This is a genomic window from Flavobacterium erigeronis, from assembly GCF_054075165.1.
Map to the genome: position 1 here is coordinate 24999 of NZ_JBSKGP010000003.1, position 15403 is coordinate 40401.

Consider the following 15403-nt stretch of genomic DNA (forward strand, 5'->3'; position numbering starts at 1 on the left):
AATCATATCGGTTTTGTTTTGTTAATTCAGAAAAATGTAGTAATTTTGCAGTCCTTTTGGCAGAGAAGAGTTTCCATTAGGAATCAACCATTTATGTAAAACAACTTCTGTATTTTCTATCGCATAGAGAAACTCGAGAAAAGCAGAATACAAATTTTTTTATCAGCATGTCTGAACAATTAAAATCACAAGAAGAGTTTTTAGCAAATTTTAACTGGCATAACTTCCAAGAAGGAATTGATGCAGTAGATGAGAAAAACTTACAAGAGTTTGAAGAACTAGTATCAAAAACTTTCATCGCTACAGATCAAGAAGAAGTAGTTGAAGGTGTTGTTGTTAGAATTACAGATAGAGACGTTATCGTTGATATCAATGCTAAATCTGAAGGTGTTATTTCTTTAAACGAATTCCGTTACAACCCTAACTTAAAAGTTGGTGACAAAGTAGAAGTATTAATCGACATCCGTGAGGACAAAACAGGTCAATTAGTATTATCTCACAGAAAAGCACGTACTATTAAGTCTTGGGATAGAGTTATTGCAGCTAATGAAACTGGAGAAATCGTTAACGGTTTTGTTAAATGTAGAACTAAAGGAGGTATGATCGTTGACGTATTCGGTATCGAGGCGTTCTTACCAGGATCTCAAATTGACGTTAAGCCAATTAGAGACTACGATGTATATGTAAACAAAATGATGGAATTCAAAGTGGTAAAAATCAACCACGAATTCAAAAACGTTGTTGTATCTCACAAAGCTCTTATCGAGGCTGATATTGAAGTACAGAAAAAAGAGATCATCGGTCAATTACAAAAAGGACAAGTATTAGAAGGTGTTGTTAAAAACATTACTTCTTATGGTGTGTTCATTGACTTAGGTGGTGTTGACGGATTAATTCACATTACTGACCTTTCTTGGAGTAGAATCAACCACCCAAGTGAAGTTCTTGAATTAGACCAAAAATTAAACGTTGTAATCCTTGATTTCGATGATGAGAAAACAAGAATTCAATTAGGATTGAAACAATTAAACGCTCACCCATGGGATGCTTTAGATGCTAACTTAACTGTTGGTGATAAAGTTAAAGGTAAAGTAGTTGTAATCGCTGATTACGGTGCATTTATCGAAGTTGCTGAAGGTGTTGAAGGTTTAATCCACGTTTCAGAAATGTCATGGTCAACTCACTTACGTTCTGCTCAAGATTTCGTAAAAGTTGGAGATGTTGTTGAGGCAGTTATCTTAACTCTTGACAGAGACGATCGTAAGATGTCATTAGGTATCAAACAATTGACTCAAGATCCATGGACTGACATTACTTCTAAATACCCAGTAGGTTCTAAACATACAGGTATCGTTAGAAACTTTACAAACTTTGGTATTTTCGTAGAATTAGAAGAAGGAATTGATGGATTAATCTACATCTCTGACTTATCTTGGACTAAGAAAATTAAACACCCATCTGAGTTTGTAAACGTTGGTGAAAAACTTGATGTTGTAGTATTAGAATTAGATGTTGAAGGACGTAAATTATCTTTAGGTCACAAACAAACTACTGCTAATCCTTGGGATCAATACGAAGATTCTTTCGCTGTAGGAACTATCCACAATGGTGAAATTTCTGAAATCGTTGACAAAGGAGCTACTGTAGAATTCGGAGATGATATCGTTGCTTTCATTCCTACTCGTCACCTTGAAAAAGAAGACGGAAAGAAATTGAAAAAAGGTGATACAGCTGATTTCAAAGTAATTGAATTCAACAAAGAATTCAAAAGAGTAGTTGCTTCTCACACTGCTATCTTCAGAGAAGAAGAAGAGAAAAACGTGAAAGCTGCTGCTGAAAATACTTCATCTAACTCTACTACTAATGCACCAGCTGCAACTTTAGGAGATAACAATGATGTATTAGCTGCTTTAAAAGCTAAAATGGAAAAAACTGAGAAAAAATAATTCTTAGCTTTTTTATAAATAGAAAGTCCCACAGAAATGTGGGACTTTTTTTGTTTTATGGTTTTATATTTTGCAAAATTTTAACAAATAAAGTTGTGTTATTGTCTTTAAAAGTTATTTTTGTATGAAAATACGATACATGAAAAAACTTTACTTTGTCTTTGCTTTAATTTTTTTTAATGCTTTAAATGCGCAGATAATTAATTTTCCTGATGCTAACTTAAAAGCAAAACTTTTAACTGCAGCTAACGGAAATACTGTACGGGTTGCATCTGTACAATATTTTAATCCGGGTTATCCAAGTTATTTCAATAAGATTGACACAAATAATGATGGTGAAATTCAAATTAGCGAAGCATTATTAATTAAATCATTAGATATCTCTGATTCTAATATTAGTGATTTAACAGGCTTGTCATATTTTAGTAATTTGCATACACTTATTTGCCATAATAATAAAATATCAAATTTATCTGAAGTTAACTCAATTCCAAGTTTAGTACAATTTCAAATGAATTATAATACTGGCAGCTTAAATCAAGTTAACTTATCTAATCTAATTAATTTAAAAACACTTACTTGTATATCTGATAATTTAACTGTGCTAAATGTTTCTAACAATGTAAGCTTGGAAAATATTTCCTGTCAAGATAATAAACTTACTTCATTAGATGTGTCAAACTGCCCGAATTTAAATTGGTTAGTATCTTTTTATAATAAATTAGAATTTTTAAATATTAAGAACGGAAACACTAATAATTGGACAAAATTTTTTATTCATAATGGTGAACGATATTTAAAATATATATGTTCAGATGAAGAAGATTTACCGATGGTTCAGAAGGAGACTTCCACTTTACCTAATTGTCATGTAAATACTTATTGCAGTTTTACACCTGGAGGTAAGTTTTATACTATTGAAGGTAATCAAAAATTGGATTTCTTAAATGACGGTTGTGATAATGATGATAATGTAATTCCATATTCCAAATATTTATTAACTGATGATACTTCTACTCAAATACTATTTGCGAACAATTTTGGATCCTATTATATTCCTGTACAAGCTGGAGAATACACACTGACACCGTTACTAGAAAATCCAGATTATTTTTCTGTAACTCCTCAAAATCTAACGGTTAATTTCTCAGCACAAACTAGTCCAGTTATTCAGAATTTCTGTGTTACTAATTTTGACAAACATGATGTTGAAATAATAGTTGTTCCTATTAATGTTGCTAGACCAGGTTTTGATTCTAATTATAAAATCATCTACAAAAACAAAGGAAATAGAATAGAAAACGGAACAATTAATTTACAATTTAACGATGCGATTTTGGATTTGGTTGTTGCTAATCCTACAGCTTCTAGTCAAACCGAAAGTAACTTATCCTGGAATTTTTCTAATTTTAAACCATTTGAGACTAGAGAAATTACTTTTATGCTAAATGTAAATTCGCCAATAGAAATACCTGCGGTAAACAACGGTGATTTATTAAAATATGTCACAACAATAGAATCACAAAATGCAGACGAAACGCCAATTGATAATACATTCACTTTAAATCAAACTGTTGTAGGTTCTTACGATCCAAATGATAAAACGTGTCTGGAGGGTTCTATTGTTACGCCAAGTTTAATAGGCGAGTACGTTCATTACATGATTCGTTTTGAAAATACCGGAACTTATCCGGCTCAAAATATTGTCGTAAAAGACATGATCGATTTGTCTAAATTTGATATTTCGACTTTAATCCCTACCAGTTCCAGTCATTCTTTTGTAACCAAAATTTCAGAAGGAAATAGAGTAGAGTTTATTTTCGAAAACATCAATCTTCCTTTTTATGATGCCAATAATGATGGTTATATTGCTTTCAAAATAAAGACAAAACCAACATTAAAAGTTGGAGATTCGTTTACTAATGATGCTAATATATATTTCGATTACAATTTTCCGATTGTGACAAACAAAGCAACATCAACTTTTAAAGCTAACTTATCCAATCAGGATTTTGATTTTTCAAGGTACTTTACTTTATATCCTAATCCTTCAACAGGAGTTTTGAATATTGCTCAGAATCAGGATTTAGAAATTAAGTCTTTTGAAATATATGATATTTTAGGGCAATTGGTAATTGCAGTTCCCAATGCAGGTTTCGTATCAAATATTGATGTTTCGAGGCTTAGGACTGGTAATTATTTTATAAGAGTCAAATCTGATAAAGGAAGTTCGAGTATGAAGTTTATCAAGATATAAAAAAAAGTCCCAAATTAATTTGGGACTTTTTTTGCTATTTATCTGAAGTGAAATTGATAATTATTTGGAAGCCAATAATTTTGTTTCCTCTGGAGTAAATTCTGGTACAATGGCATATGTATCTATGTTAGCAATAGCCATTTCATCAAGAATATCAACTAGATTTTTGAAATTAGATTTTTTACTTGGTTTTATAATTACTACTAGACCTCTATTAGGCTTTCCCATGGCAGTAGAATAAGCTAGCATTCTTTTGTTGCTTTTTGCTAGTTCTTTACGAATTCCCTCTTTTCCAAAAGCTAGTTTTTTTGGAGCTACTTTAGGCAAAGCCAAAAGTCCTTCGTAAAACACTACTTTATCATCATCTCCAATTATAATGGTTGCAGAACGATTTTCTCCACAGCCACCATACCAGCGGCCACAAGTCCATCCATTATCGGGTAAACTTAAATCTACGGCTTTTGGTTTAGACAATTCAATCGTAACCATAAAAAATATAATCAGTAGAAAAGAAACACTGACCATTGCCGTTAAATCAACTCTTGAATTTAACTTTCTACTTCTAACTTTTTGAGATAGGTTTTTCATAAAATTAAGGTTTAAGTTTGAAATTTTAGTTTGAGGCTAATAATTTTGATTCTTCTGGAGTAAACTGGTCGACAATAGCATAAGATTTTATTCCTGCTATTTTCATTTCATCCAAAATGTCTACTAGATTTCTGAAATTAGATTTTTTACTGGGTTTAACAATTACTTCAACACCTCTTCCTAGTTTTCCTAAATTAGCTGAATAAGATAATACCATATTATTTCTTCGGAACAATTCTTTACGAATACCATTTTTTCCATAAACAACTTCTTTTGGAGCTTCTACAGGAACAAATAATAATCCTGAATAAGTAATTATTCTGTCGTTTTCATCAAGAAGTATTGTCATAGTTCTATTTTCGTCAGGTTTGCCACATTCTGGGATTGGTCCACACCCTTCATTATAAATAGGATATTCTCTAAATTTAGATTTCGACAATTCAATTGTAACCATAAAAAATATGATCAGCAAAAAAGAAACGCTAACCATAGCCGTTAAATCAACTCTCGAACTTAACTTTTTACTTCTAACTTTTTGAGGTAGGTTTTTCATATTGAATGAATTTTTACTAAAGTTAATAATAAAATAGTAACGAAAATGAGTTCAATTTCATAAAATGCTAAAAAATATTTTAAACTGTAAAGCCTTGTGATAAAAGAGATTTATATGATTTCATAAAATTATATTTCAAGTTTATAAAACCAAAGAGCATTTTAAGGCGTAAATGAGCTTATAACTTAAAATTATTAAATATGAAAACTAGAAAATTTTTAGCTCTTGCAGTTTTAGCTTTAGGATTTGCATTTACATCAAATGCACAAAAATCGGTAATGGTTGGTGGCGCAGCGATGTATCCAAATAAAAATATTATAGAAAATGCTGTAAATTCAAAAGACCATACGACTTTGGTTGCAGCAGTAAAAGCGGCAGATTTGGTAGAAACTTTGAAAGGGAAAGGTCCTTTTACTGTTTTTGCTCCAACGAATGCTGCATTTGACAAATTGCCAAAAGGAACTGTAGAATCTCTTTTAAAACCAGAAAATAAAAAAATGCTTCAAACGATCTTAACCTATCATGTGGTTGCAGGTAAAATGAATTCGTCTGATATCGCAGCTGCAATTAAAGAAGGAAAAGGTAAAGCAACTTTGAAAACGGTTAGTGGCGGTTCATTAACTGCTTGGATGAAAGGGAAGGATCTATATATCAGTGATGAGAATGGAAACAAAGCTAAAGTGACAATCGCAGACGTTAATCAGTCGAATGGTGTGATTCATGTTGTAGACGCTGTTTTGCTTCCTAAAAGCAAATAAATTCCAAATAAAAAATTCCAAATTCCAAGCTTAAATTGGAATTTGGAATTTTTTATTTGGAATTTTTTAAACTTTATTTTTTAAACTTTATTTTTTTGCAGTCAAAGTGCTTCCAGCTGAAGCAATTACTACACAAACAACTGCCAATATCTCATAAAAGCTCAAACTTTCCTGAAGAAATATAAAAGCACAAATAGAGGCTGCTGCAGGTTCTAAACTCATCAAAATACTGAAAGTACGCGGTGGAAGTTTTCCTAAAGCTTTCATTTCTAATGTAAACGGAATTGCACTAGATAAAAGAGCAAGTGCAACACCCATTCCGAATAATTTTGGCGTTAGATTGGATAAACCGTTTTCTAGAAAACCAAAAGGCAAAACTAAAAGTGCAGCAAATAACATTCCTGTTGTTACCGCATAACCATCATTCATTATTTTAGAAATTTTTCCGCCTAAAACAATATAACCCGCCCAGAATCCTCCGGCCATAAGTGCAAATAGAATTCCCCACGGATCTAAGCGATCGTTTGTCCAAGGTGCAATTAATAAAATACCAATAGCGGCCAGTAAAACCCAGCAGTAATCAACCAAACGTTTTGAACCAGCTATAGCCAGCAATAACGGTCCAACAAATTCTAAAGTTACAGCCAAGCCAATCGGAATTCTTTCTATAGCAAAATAGAAAATCAGATTCATTGCACCTAAAGACAAGCCGTACGGAATTACAATTTTCCATTGCTGTGCTGTTATGGCTTTAAAATTTGGTCTGTAAGCTAATAATAAAATTAATGCAGAAACACCAATACGTATAGATGCCGTGCCCGCTGCGCCAATTGTTGGAAATAATGTTTTTGCAATTGCCGCTCCGCATTGAACACTTATAATAGCTAACAATACGGCAGGAACGGGAGGGAGGCTAATTTCTCGGTTTTTCATTTAAGATTAGCTTTTTACTTTTAATATGGTTAATTCTTCTACTATCTGATCTTGATAAGTTTTTAGAGCCACGTAGTACCAATTTTCTTTTGTAAGATCAATAGTGAAAATGTCATTTTTATTATGTTTTTTAATTGCGGTTTCAAATTCTTTTACCATCGTTCCTTCAGTGAACCATGAAAGGTCGCCATCTTTTGCAGAATCCATAGTATATTGATTTGCTAGGTCAGAAAATTTAGCACCATTTTTATATTGATTTACAATTTTCTTGCGAAGGTCATTTATAGCTTGCAAAGAAATTTTATTTCCGTCTAAAAATATGTAGCTGACACGAAGAGCTACTGTTTTTCTAGAATCAATGATTTTATAAAGGTTAGTGCCATCTGAAAAGATATCGCCGATAGTTCTGTTTTTAAATATTCTAGAACTTTTGTTCTCGTCTATTTGTGGGGCTATTGTCCAAATTTGAGCATCAATATTTTCATTAACAAGAATAAATTGATTGGCTTCATCGATGGAATTGATTGACTTAATTTGATCTTCAATTTTTTGTCCAAAAGCATTCAAACTGCTAAGACATAACATTGATGCTAAAATAAATGCAATATTTTTAGTGGCGTTTTTAAAGAAAATCATTTAATTACCTAAAGCTTTTTTAGTAACATAAGCGCGATAGCCAATTATTGCCATTTGCCATTTTTTTGCTTTTGAAATATCTAAGCCTTGCTTGGTAAAACTCGGCAGAAGTATTTTATTTAGTTTAGCTAATAATTTATACATGATAGATTTGTTTTTTCAAAGATATAAAAAAAGACTTTGTGTTTGAAGCAAAGTCTTTTGAGCTGTAAGATGCATTGTGTTTAAAGCTTGAGAATGAGATTTTCGTCTCCTTCAGTTTGGCGATTTATAGCATTTTTTGGTGCTTCCATCCAGCCTGTTTTATTAATGACAAACTTAAAAAGATGAGTCGTGTTTTTTTCAAATTGAGATTTCGGAATGACCAATTCAAATGTATTTTTGTTTTTCTTTATCATTTGAAAATTCTGGTCGTTTGGATTCCATTTATCGAAAGAACCCGCTATGGATACGCTTTTAACTAAACTAGAATCTAAATTCTTGCCATGTTCGTAAACAAAAACAACATTGTCACCAATGATTTTATAGCCGTAAATTCCTGTTTGTTTTTTATTTTCGCTCAATAAATCATTAGAAAGTCTTACAATAGCTTCGCCAATTGCATTTCCGGTATTTTCATCACTGATGTTTACAATAATAGAAATGCCTAGCTGACGTTCGGGATAAACAACCAACATATTTTGAGTTCCGAATGCACCGCCATGTTTCCAGCAGTTTTTTCCGTTTTCGTCAACTTGAATATAATCCCAGAAATAACCATTCCAAGTTGTTGGGCTATTTAGGAGATTTCGTTGAGATTCTTGAACAATTTTATTCTTCGTATTTACTTCATAATTAATAAATTTAGTTAAGTCACCTAAAGTAGATTTTAATCTTCCAGCAGCTCCCCAAAGATTATCTGAAATAGTAGGCATTAAAACTCCTTTGAGATTATAACCGTTTGCAATAACAGTATTTGCGCTAAGATTTATACCACTTGATTTCATGTCTAGTTTCGAAAAAATATTTTCCTTCAAAAGGGTTTCATAACTTTTCTGATAGACATTCTCCAAAATATGAGCTGTAAGATTAAGACTTCCGTTGCTGTATTTGAATTTAGTTCCAGGCAAAGTATCCAATTTCATAGATTTAAGATCTTCAAAGAATTTTTTGCGAGTATACGATTCATCAATTCTTTTGAAAGCCAAATAACTGCTGTCATTTCTATTTTTTCGCAATTCATCAGTATCAGGCAAATCTTTAGCAAAACCAGTTCTAAAAGAAACCAAATCTTTAATCGTTATTGGCGTTCCGTTGTATTCTAAGTTCGGATAAGAACCTGTAATATATTTTCTGATATCCTCATCAGGATTCAGTTTTCCTTCCATAACGGCTTGCGCAGTAAGTAGTCCTGTAAACAATTTGGTGATGGAAGCAACTTCAAAAACAGTATTATTATTGGCAATGTTTTCTTTTCCTTTATCTATTTCCCCATAATGGCGCGTATAGGTTTTGCCATTTTTGACCACACCAATTGAAATAGAATTTGCTTTAGATTTTTCAGAAAGGATGGAAGCAGTTTTGTCCATTGCTATAAAAATATCTTTTTCGGCTTTGTTTTGCTGAGCGCAAACAGTAAAAGACAAAAATAGAAGTAAGAGATACTTTTTCATTTTGGTTACTATTTTAATTGATTTTTATTTGGCTAATAATTCATCAATTTTTTTGAGCATTTCTTTCGCGTTCGAATTTTCTGGCGTAAGCGCTAATGATTTTTTATAATTTTCTTTAGAAAGTTCCAGTTGATTATTTTTAAAATAACTTTCCGCTAAACTATCATAAACATTTCCAGAATTTGGATGTTCAATTGCATTCAATTCAAAAATCTTAGTAGCTTCTTTTAAGCGATCGCTTCTCATCAAAGAATAACCAATTAAATTCAAACGCTGTTCAAAATCCCAATCTGGATGCTGCTTTTTTACAACGAAATAATAGTCTTTTGCTTTAGTAAAATCTTGCTTTAAGAAATTAATGGTTATGTTTTCTTTCTCTTCCTCTTTCAAATTGATAAGCGAAGGATCAATTATACCGCCAATTCGATAAACTACATCATCAAAAGCAGGCAAATACATATACTTATTGCTGTTTGATAAAAAAATCACAGTCAGATTGTTGTCTGGAAATTTTCTAAATGCTGTTACATTTCCGCCGCTAAATCCGTACGAAGAATGATTGTTTACAGGCTGACATTCCCAGCCATAAGCAAAAACATCTTTTTGGTTAGTAAATGGGAAAGGTGACCACATAGCAGCTTTTGTTTCTTTTTTTAAATACAAATTTTCATCTAAATTTTGATTCCACTTAATTAATTGTGAAAGTGTTATGTTTAAACCATTTGCCGAATGAGAGTCTGGACCGCTGTTAAAAGTAATCTGCTGATATTTTTTGGTGTCATTATTATAAGTGTAACGAACAGCACTCGAAGTTAATTTTGTAAAATCGGAACAAAAGAAAACATCAGATCCGTGATCTGGAAACTGGTTCTGAAAAATATAATCTTCGAAAGTTTGCCCTGTTATTTTTTCAATTATTTTGGTCAACAATAAATAATTGGTTTGATTGTAACTATACTGGTTTCCTGGAGTAAATTGTATTGGTTTTTGACCTAAAAAAGATATTCTTTCAGGGAAAGGAGCTGTATATGGGAAGTCTGTATATTTGAAATAATCTGGAAGCCCCGAAGAATGTGATAAAAGATTGCCTATTTGTACATTTTGCCATTCTTTTGGAAGATCGCTCAAATATTTAGAAACTGGATCGTTCAAGGCGATTTTGCCTTTTTCTATCAATTGAAAAATTCCGACAGCTGTAATTAATTTAGTGGTAGAAAAGACCTTAAAACTGGTCGTTTTATCAACTGGTATATTTTCTTCTAAAGAAGCTTTTCCGAAGTACTTTTCATAAATAACTTTGCCGTCTTTTATTACAGCTACAGCTGCACCTGGAATTTCATTTATCTCTATTATTTCTTTTAAATATTGATCAATTTTTTGTTCTGTTTCTTTATTGCTTTTATTTTGTCCAAATGAAAAATTTAGGAAAATAAAGACCATAGCAAAGCTGTAGATTGTGTTTTTCATCTATAAAATTTAATACGTTAATAATTTTAGGGATAAAAAAACCAGTGAATAAAACACTGGTTTTTAAAGTAAAATGAACTGGTTACGCTTTTTTATTCTGTTTTTCCATTTCTTTCAAGTCTTTCTCATGCTGCTTCATATCCTTTTCATGTTGCTTCATGTCTTTAGCATGCTGTTTCATATCTTTGGCGTGCTGCTTCATATCAAGCTCATACTGTTTCATGTCTTGTTCGTATTGCTTCATATCAATCTCGAGGTTCTTATTGTCAAAATTAAATTTAAAATCAAAATTGAATTTCTCCATATTGGCAGCAAATTTCTCCATGGCAATCTCATATTTAGCCATTTCTTTTTCATAAATTTCAGATCTTTGAGACATAATAGCTTCTACTTGTTTTTCGTAAGCTTCCATTTGCGGTTCAAATGCTTCCATCTGTTTTTCAAAAACTTCCATTTGTTTTTCAAAATTTGCCATCGCTACTTTATCTTTTGGATTTTTAGGAGCAACTGGAGGTTTTGGCATTTTTGACATATCAATTGCCGGAGCAGCCGGTAGTGGACCAGAAGGAAATGCTGGAGGTGATGGTGGTACGGGAGCAGCAACATCAGCTCCTTCGTGATTGCGAACAATAACTCTTTCGTTTCTAATTATCACTGGCATTTTAAAGTTCCTATCGGTATTGATGTTGATAGATTTTGTACCTTTTTCGTCTGTTCCAATGGCTAATTCGCAGTCTTTTATCGCTTCGTCACCGTCAATTTTGATGGTTTGTTTTTTTCCAGAATCTGATTTTACTTTGATTTGGATCGCAGTTAATTCTTCTTTGGTATTTCTTTTTACATCCGAAATTTCAACATCAAGATTATGGTTAGATTTTAACTTTCCAGGAAGTTCATTTAACTCTTTATCTGTTGTGTTTTTGGTAATCTTGATCGTTTCGTTAATATCTTTAATGGTGTCTTTTTGAATAATTGAAGCTTCATCTTGCTTCTTTTCTTGCGCAATAGTCTTTATTTGAAATAAAAGAATAAAGGCGCCAAGAGCAGGAATTACCGCCGAATATTTCCAGTAATTTCTTTTGTTTGATTGATTTTTGTTTAACATGACAATTCGTTTTTTGATTAATGATTGATAAAAATGATTGGTAATTGCAACGCAAGTTTCATGCGTTGTTATTTTTAAAAGCGTGTACTGATACGCTTTTTTGTCGGCAATTTTTTTAGAAGCCTCACTGTCTGCAATAAATTCAAGGTTTTGCAAAATAGCTTTTTTATAAAGCCATACAATTGGGTTAAACCAAAAGAGGATACAAAAGATTCTCGAAATCAAAACATCAATGGTATGCTTTTGGTCGCTGTGCACTTTTTCATGTTCCAAAATACTCTCTAATTCTGCCGCTGTGTATAGTGATGAGTTATATACAATGTAATCGAAATAAGAGAAAGGAGCGATGTTTTCATTGACATCTATAAATTTAAAATCTTCCTGCTGTTCGATTCTTTTTCCTTTTAAAACAGCATTAAGGCTGTAGAAATCAAGTCCAAATTTGATCATGAAAGCCAAGAAACCGATTCCGTATACAGCAGTTAAAACTAAAGTCCAGTTTATTTCAAAATTTTCTTCTTCAACAACGGTTACCCTTGTAGGCGAATATTTTGCTTCATAAGAAGTCACATTATCGTTTGCAGCTGGAATGTTTTGAATATTTGTCGACGAAGTTGTAATTATTGGAGCTGGTTCAGGAGCAGGCGGCGCTTCGACCAAAATCACTTTTGTGTACACTACAAAAGGCAGTACTACAGAAGTAATTAATCCAGCAATTAGAAACCAGCGACTGCTGTTGAAAAAAGTTTCTTTGCGAAGTAAAAAAATGTAAGCAAAATAAAACATTGCTAGTAACCCGCTTGATTTTAGGATAAAAATGAAAAGTGCTTCCATAACTATTTTGATTATTTACCTTCTTTTGGATTTTCGATCATGTCTAAGATTTCACGCAATTCATCAGCAGAAATCTTTTCTTCTTTAGCAAAAAAAGAAACCATGCTTTTGTATGAACTATTAAAATAATTGTCTATTGCAGTGCTCATAAAACCTTTTCTATAATCTTCGATACTTACAGCTGGATAATACTGATGCGTATTTCCAAAAGCATTGTGCGCTACATAACCTTTCTCTTCCAGATTACGAACAATAGTAGACAAAGTGTTATAATGCGGTTGGTCTTCTAAAATCTCTGCCTGAATTTCTTTTACAAAAGCTTTTTTCAACTTCCATAAAATGTGCATGATTTCCTCTTCTTTATTGGTAAGTTTTTGCATTTCTGATTTATTTTTGGGTTTCAATGTTTGAATCACTTTCCGCTACAAATTGTTGTTTTTCCTTTGCAGTAACTTTAGTTACAAATAGCAGAAAAAAAGCTGCAAGTACTGTAATCAAAACATAATATTTCCACGAATTTCTCTTTTCTGATTGATTTTTGGTTAACATGATGATTTGTTTTTTGATTAAAATGATTGAGAAATAGTCTTTTATTAAAAAGAAATTATTTTCTGGTTTTAATTTCAACAACTCCATTTGCGCCTTTATCGCCAAATAAAGAAATAGCATCAACTCCTTTGTGAACTTTCATAGATTGAATGCTATTTACTCCCAGGCTTTCTATATCAAAATCAGCAGCCATTTCGTTTCCGTCTACAATTACAAGTGGAAAACCTGTTTTTTTTGCATTAATTTTTACTCCGTTTGAAACCACAATAGCCGTGTTTGCATCGGTTGTAGTAATAACTTTAGTGTTCGTTTTACTATCATTATCAATAATTACAGTAGTGCTAGTATTTGTATTAGTATTACTGTCAGTTTTTGTACTAGTATTAGAATTAGTGTTAACATTGGTTTCTGTATTAGTAGTTAATTTTTCGCTTGCAGCTATTTTTGAAGCGCTTTTTACTTTGTCATTTGCGCTTACTTTTTTGCTGACAGCAGTTTTTTCTTCAAAAGTTTTGATACCAGCTTTTATAGTGCCGTCTTTGTTTACAATAATAGCAATTCCAAAATCTTTGATGGCTTGATCGCCACTTTGTATAGATTGAGATTTTTGCTTTCCATTGATAATATCAACTTTTATAGCTGTTAATTGATTTTCTGAGTTTCTTTTAATGTCAGAAAATTCTAAATCAACATTATAAGTTGATTTTAAGTTCTTTTTTAAATCTTGAAATTCACTATCTGTAGTTTTTTTCGTGATTCTAAAGACGTTCATAGATTTAATTTCATTCGAAACTACTTTTATATTCTGCTGTTTTTCTTTTGCAACTACTTCAATTTGAAATAATAGCACAAAAGCAGCCAGAGCAGGAATTACCGTATAGTACTTCCAGCAATTCCTCTTTTTTGATTGATTTTTGTTTAACATGACGATTCGTTTTTTGATTAATGATTGATAAAAATGATTGGTGATTGCAACACAGCTTTCGTGTGTTGTTATTTTTAAAAGCGTGTATTGGTACGCTTTTTTGTCTGAAAGTTTTTTAGAAGCCTCGCTATCAGCAATAAATTCTAAGTTTTGAGTAATTGCTTTTTTATAAAGCCAAACAATTGGATTAAACCAGAAAATTATGCTGAATATTCTCGAAATCAATACATCTAAAGTATGATTTTGGTCGCTGTGCACTTTTTCGTGTTCAATTATACTTTCTAATTCTGAAGCCGTGTAAAGTGATGAGTTGTACACGATATATTCAAAATAGGAGAAAGGCGCAATGTTTTCGTTGATATCTACAAACTTAAAATCGGCTTGCTGTTTGATTTTTTTTCCTCTAATGATAGAATTCAAGCTATAAAAATCAATTGCCAGTTTTATGATAAAGATTAAAAGACCAAGGCCATAAAGACCAAGAATAATGTAATTCCAATTAAATTCAGCCGATTCGTTTTGCGGACTATTTATGATTGTCGTTGAAATATTTGCATCTACATAAGAAACTGTATCCGTCCATATCACCTTTGTGTAAGTCAGTAATGGTAAAACTGCTGAAACAATCAAGCCAGATAATAGAAACCATCTGTTGCTATTGAAAAATGTTTCTTTGCGCAATAAAAAGTAATAAGCGCAATAAAACATCAGCATTAAACTGCTTGATTTGGCGATATAAATAAAAACTGCTTCCATAAACCGATTATTTTTCGTTTTTATTTTCGATCATTGATAAAATCTCACGCAATTCATCTGCTGAAATTTTTTCTTCTTTAGCAAAAAAGGAAACCATACTTTTATAAGAACTATTAAAATAGTTGTCAATAGCAGTTTTCATAAATCCTTTTCTGTAATCTTCAATGGCAACAACTGGAAAGTACTGATGGGTGTTTCCAAAAGCATTGTGTCCCACATATCCTTTTTCTTCCAGATTACGCACAATAGTCGATAAGGTGTTGTAATGTGGCTGATCTTCTGTGATTTCGGCTTGAATTTCTTTTACAAAAGCTTTTTTAAGCTTCCATAAAATCATCATAATTTCTTCTTCTTTGTTTGTTAACTTCTGCATCTTCTCTAATTTTAATTCAAATCTACAACTATTTTTTTAGTTACACAACTATAAAAATAGTTATTTAACTA

The 15403-nt window shown here is 31.8% G+C and carries 15 protein-coding genes; 3 read left to right on the forward strand and 12 right to left on the reverse strand.

The features are described from left to right. The first annotated feature begins 167 nt into the window (after positions 1–167). A complete protein-coding gene (rpsA, locus tag ACWA1F_RS06625) occupies positions 168–1946 on the forward strand; it encodes a 30S ribosomal protein S1 (RefSeq protein ID WP_456892649.1) in 1779 nt (592 codons plus the stop codon). A gap of 139 nt (positions 1947–2085) precedes the next feature. Continuing rightward, the gene (locus ACWA1F_RS06630) at positions 2086–4203 is read left to right on the forward strand and encodes a DUF7619 domain-containing protein (RefSeq protein ID WP_456892651.1); all 2118 of its coding nucleotides are present in this window, start codon (positions 2086–2088) and stop codon (positions 4201–4203) included. Between the two features lie 60 nt (positions 4204–4263). Here the strand turns inward: ACWA1F_RS06630 and ACWA1F_RS06635 are convergent, their stop codons facing one another. Continuing rightward, positions 4264–4791: an ExbD/TolR family protein gene (locus ACWA1F_RS06635; protein ID WP_456892653.1), complete on the reverse strand. Its 528-nt coding sequence runs from the start codon at positions 4789–4791 to the stop codon at positions 4264–4266. Between the two features lie 25 nt (positions 4792–4816). Next, positions 4817–5344: a biopolymer transporter ExbD gene (locus ACWA1F_RS06640; protein ID WP_456892654.1), complete on the reverse strand. Its 528-nt coding sequence runs from the start codon at positions 5342–5344 to the stop codon at positions 4817–4819. A 200-nt stretch (positions 5345–5544) separates the two neighbouring features. Between ACWA1F_RS06640 and ACWA1F_RS06645 the strand changes: the two genes are divergently transcribed. Continuing rightward, the gene (locus ACWA1F_RS06645; RefSeq protein ID WP_456892656.1) at positions 5545–6102 is read left to right on the forward strand and encodes a fasciclin domain-containing protein; all 558 of its coding nucleotides are present in this window, start codon (positions 5545–5547) and stop codon (positions 6100–6102) included. An 87-nt stretch (positions 6103–6189) separates the two neighbouring features. Here the strand turns inward: ACWA1F_RS06645 and ACWA1F_RS06650 are convergent, their stop codons facing one another. From ACWA1F_RS06650 to ACWA1F_RS06695, 10 genes are all read right to left on the reverse strand, one after another. Beyond that, the gene (locus ACWA1F_RS06650) at positions 6190–7035 is read right to left on the reverse strand and encodes an EamA family transporter (protein WP_456892658.1); all 846 of its coding nucleotides are present in this window, start codon (positions 7033–7035) and stop codon (positions 6190–6192) included. A gap of 6 nt (positions 7036–7041) precedes the next feature. Then, entirely contained in the window at positions 7042–7671 is a 630-nt protein-coding gene (locus ACWA1F_RS06655) for a peptidylprolyl isomerase (protein WP_456892660.1), read from the reverse strand. After that, positions 7672–7815: an SsrA-binding protein gene (locus ACWA1F_RS06660; protein ID WP_229355984.1), complete on the reverse strand. Its 144-nt coding sequence runs from the start codon at positions 7813–7815 to the stop codon at positions 7672–7674. It abuts the gene before it with no gap. A gap of 80 nt (positions 7816–7895) precedes the next feature. Then, positions 7896–9323, reverse strand: a complete 1428-nt coding sequence (locus ACWA1F_RS06665; RefSeq protein ID WP_456892662.1) for a serine hydrolase — start codon at positions 9321–9323, stop codon at positions 7896–7898. Positions 9324–9347: 24 nt separating this feature from the next. Continuing rightward, a complete protein-coding gene (locus ACWA1F_RS06670; protein ID WP_456892664.1) occupies positions 9348–10790 on the reverse strand; it encodes a serine hydrolase in 1443 nt (480 codons plus the stop codon). 82 nt (positions 10791–10872) lie between these two features. Further along, positions 10873–12729, reverse strand: coding sequence for a M56 family metallopeptidase (locus ACWA1F_RS06675; RefSeq protein ID WP_456892666.1), 1857 nt, complete (start codon positions 12727–12729; stop codon positions 10873–10875). A gap of 11 nt (positions 12730–12740) precedes the next feature. Next, positions 12741–13109: a BlaI/MecI/CopY family transcriptional regulator gene (locus tag ACWA1F_RS06680; RefSeq protein WP_008468912.1), complete on the reverse strand. Its 369-nt coding sequence runs from the start codon at positions 13107–13109 to the stop codon at positions 12741–12743. A 7-nt stretch (positions 13110–13116) separates the two neighbouring features. Next, a complete protein-coding gene (locus ACWA1F_RS06685; protein ID WP_456892669.1) occupies positions 13117–13278 on the reverse strand; it encodes a hypothetical protein in 162 nt (53 codons plus the stop codon). Positions 13279–13333: 55 nt separating this feature from the next. Beyond that, a complete protein-coding gene (locus tag ACWA1F_RS06690; RefSeq protein WP_456892671.1) occupies positions 13334–14959 on the reverse strand; it encodes a M56 family metallopeptidase in 1626 nt (541 codons plus the stop codon). Positions 14960–14966: 7 nt separating this feature from the next. Then, a complete protein-coding gene (locus ACWA1F_RS06695) occupies positions 14967–15332 on the reverse strand; it encodes a BlaI/MecI/CopY family transcriptional regulator (RefSeq protein WP_125720928.1) in 366 nt (121 codons plus the stop codon). Positions 15333–15403: the final 71 nt, after the last annotated feature.

Coding starts and splice junctions, on each gene's coding strand:
- rpsA (WP_456892649.1), top strand. CDS start 168: ATGTCTGAACAATTAAAATCACAAGAAGAGTTTTTAGCAAATTTTAAC.
- ACWA1F_RS06630 (WP_456892651.1), top strand. CDS start 2,086: ATGAAAAAACTTTACTTTGTCTTTGCTTTAATTTTTTTTAATGCTTTA.
- ACWA1F_RS06635 (WP_456892653.1), bottom strand. CDS start 4,791: ATGAAAAACCTATCTCAAAAAGTTAGAAGTAGAAAGTTAAATTCAAGA.
- ACWA1F_RS06640 (WP_456892654.1), bottom strand. CDS start 5,344: ATGAAAAACCTACCTCAAAAAGTTAGAAGTAAAAAGTTAAGTTCGAGA.
- ACWA1F_RS06645 (WP_456892656.1), top strand. CDS start 5,545: ATGAAAACTAGAAAATTTTTAGCTCTTGCAGTTTTAGCTTTAGGATTT.
- ACWA1F_RS06650 (WP_456892658.1), bottom strand. CDS start 7,035: ATGAAAAACCGAGAAATTAGCCTCCCTCCCGTTCCTGCCGTATTGTTA.
- ACWA1F_RS06655 (WP_456892660.1), bottom strand. CDS start 7,671: ATGATTTTCTTTAAAAACGCCACTAAAAATATTGCATTTATTTTAGCA.
- ACWA1F_RS06660 (WP_229355984.1), bottom strand. CDS start 7,815: ATGTATAAATTATTAGCTAAACTAAATAAAATACTTCTGCCGAGTTTT.
- ACWA1F_RS06665 (WP_456892662.1), bottom strand. CDS start 9,323: ATGAAAAAGTATCTCTTACTTCTATTTTTGTCTTTTACTGTTTGCGCT.
- ACWA1F_RS06670 (WP_456892664.1), bottom strand. CDS start 10,790: ATGAAAAACACAATCTACAGCTTTGCTATGGTCTTTATTTTCCTAAAT.
- ACWA1F_RS06675 (WP_456892666.1), bottom strand. CDS start 12,729: ATGGAAGCACTTTTCATTTTTATCCTAAAATCAAGCGGGTTACTAGCA.
- ACWA1F_RS06680 (WP_008468912.1), bottom strand. CDS start 13,109: ATGCAAAAACTTACCAATAAAGAAGAGGAAATCATGCACATTTTATGG.
- ACWA1F_RS06685 (WP_456892669.1), bottom strand. CDS start 13,278: ATGTTAACCAAAAATCAATCAGAAAAGAGAAATTCGTGGAAATATTAT.
- ACWA1F_RS06690 (WP_456892671.1), bottom strand. CDS start 14,959: ATGGAAGCAGTTTTTATTTATATCGCCAAATCAAGCAGTTTAATGCTG.
- ACWA1F_RS06695 (WP_125720928.1), bottom strand. CDS start 15,332: ATGCAGAAGTTAACAAACAAAGAAGAAGAAATTATGATGATTTTATGG.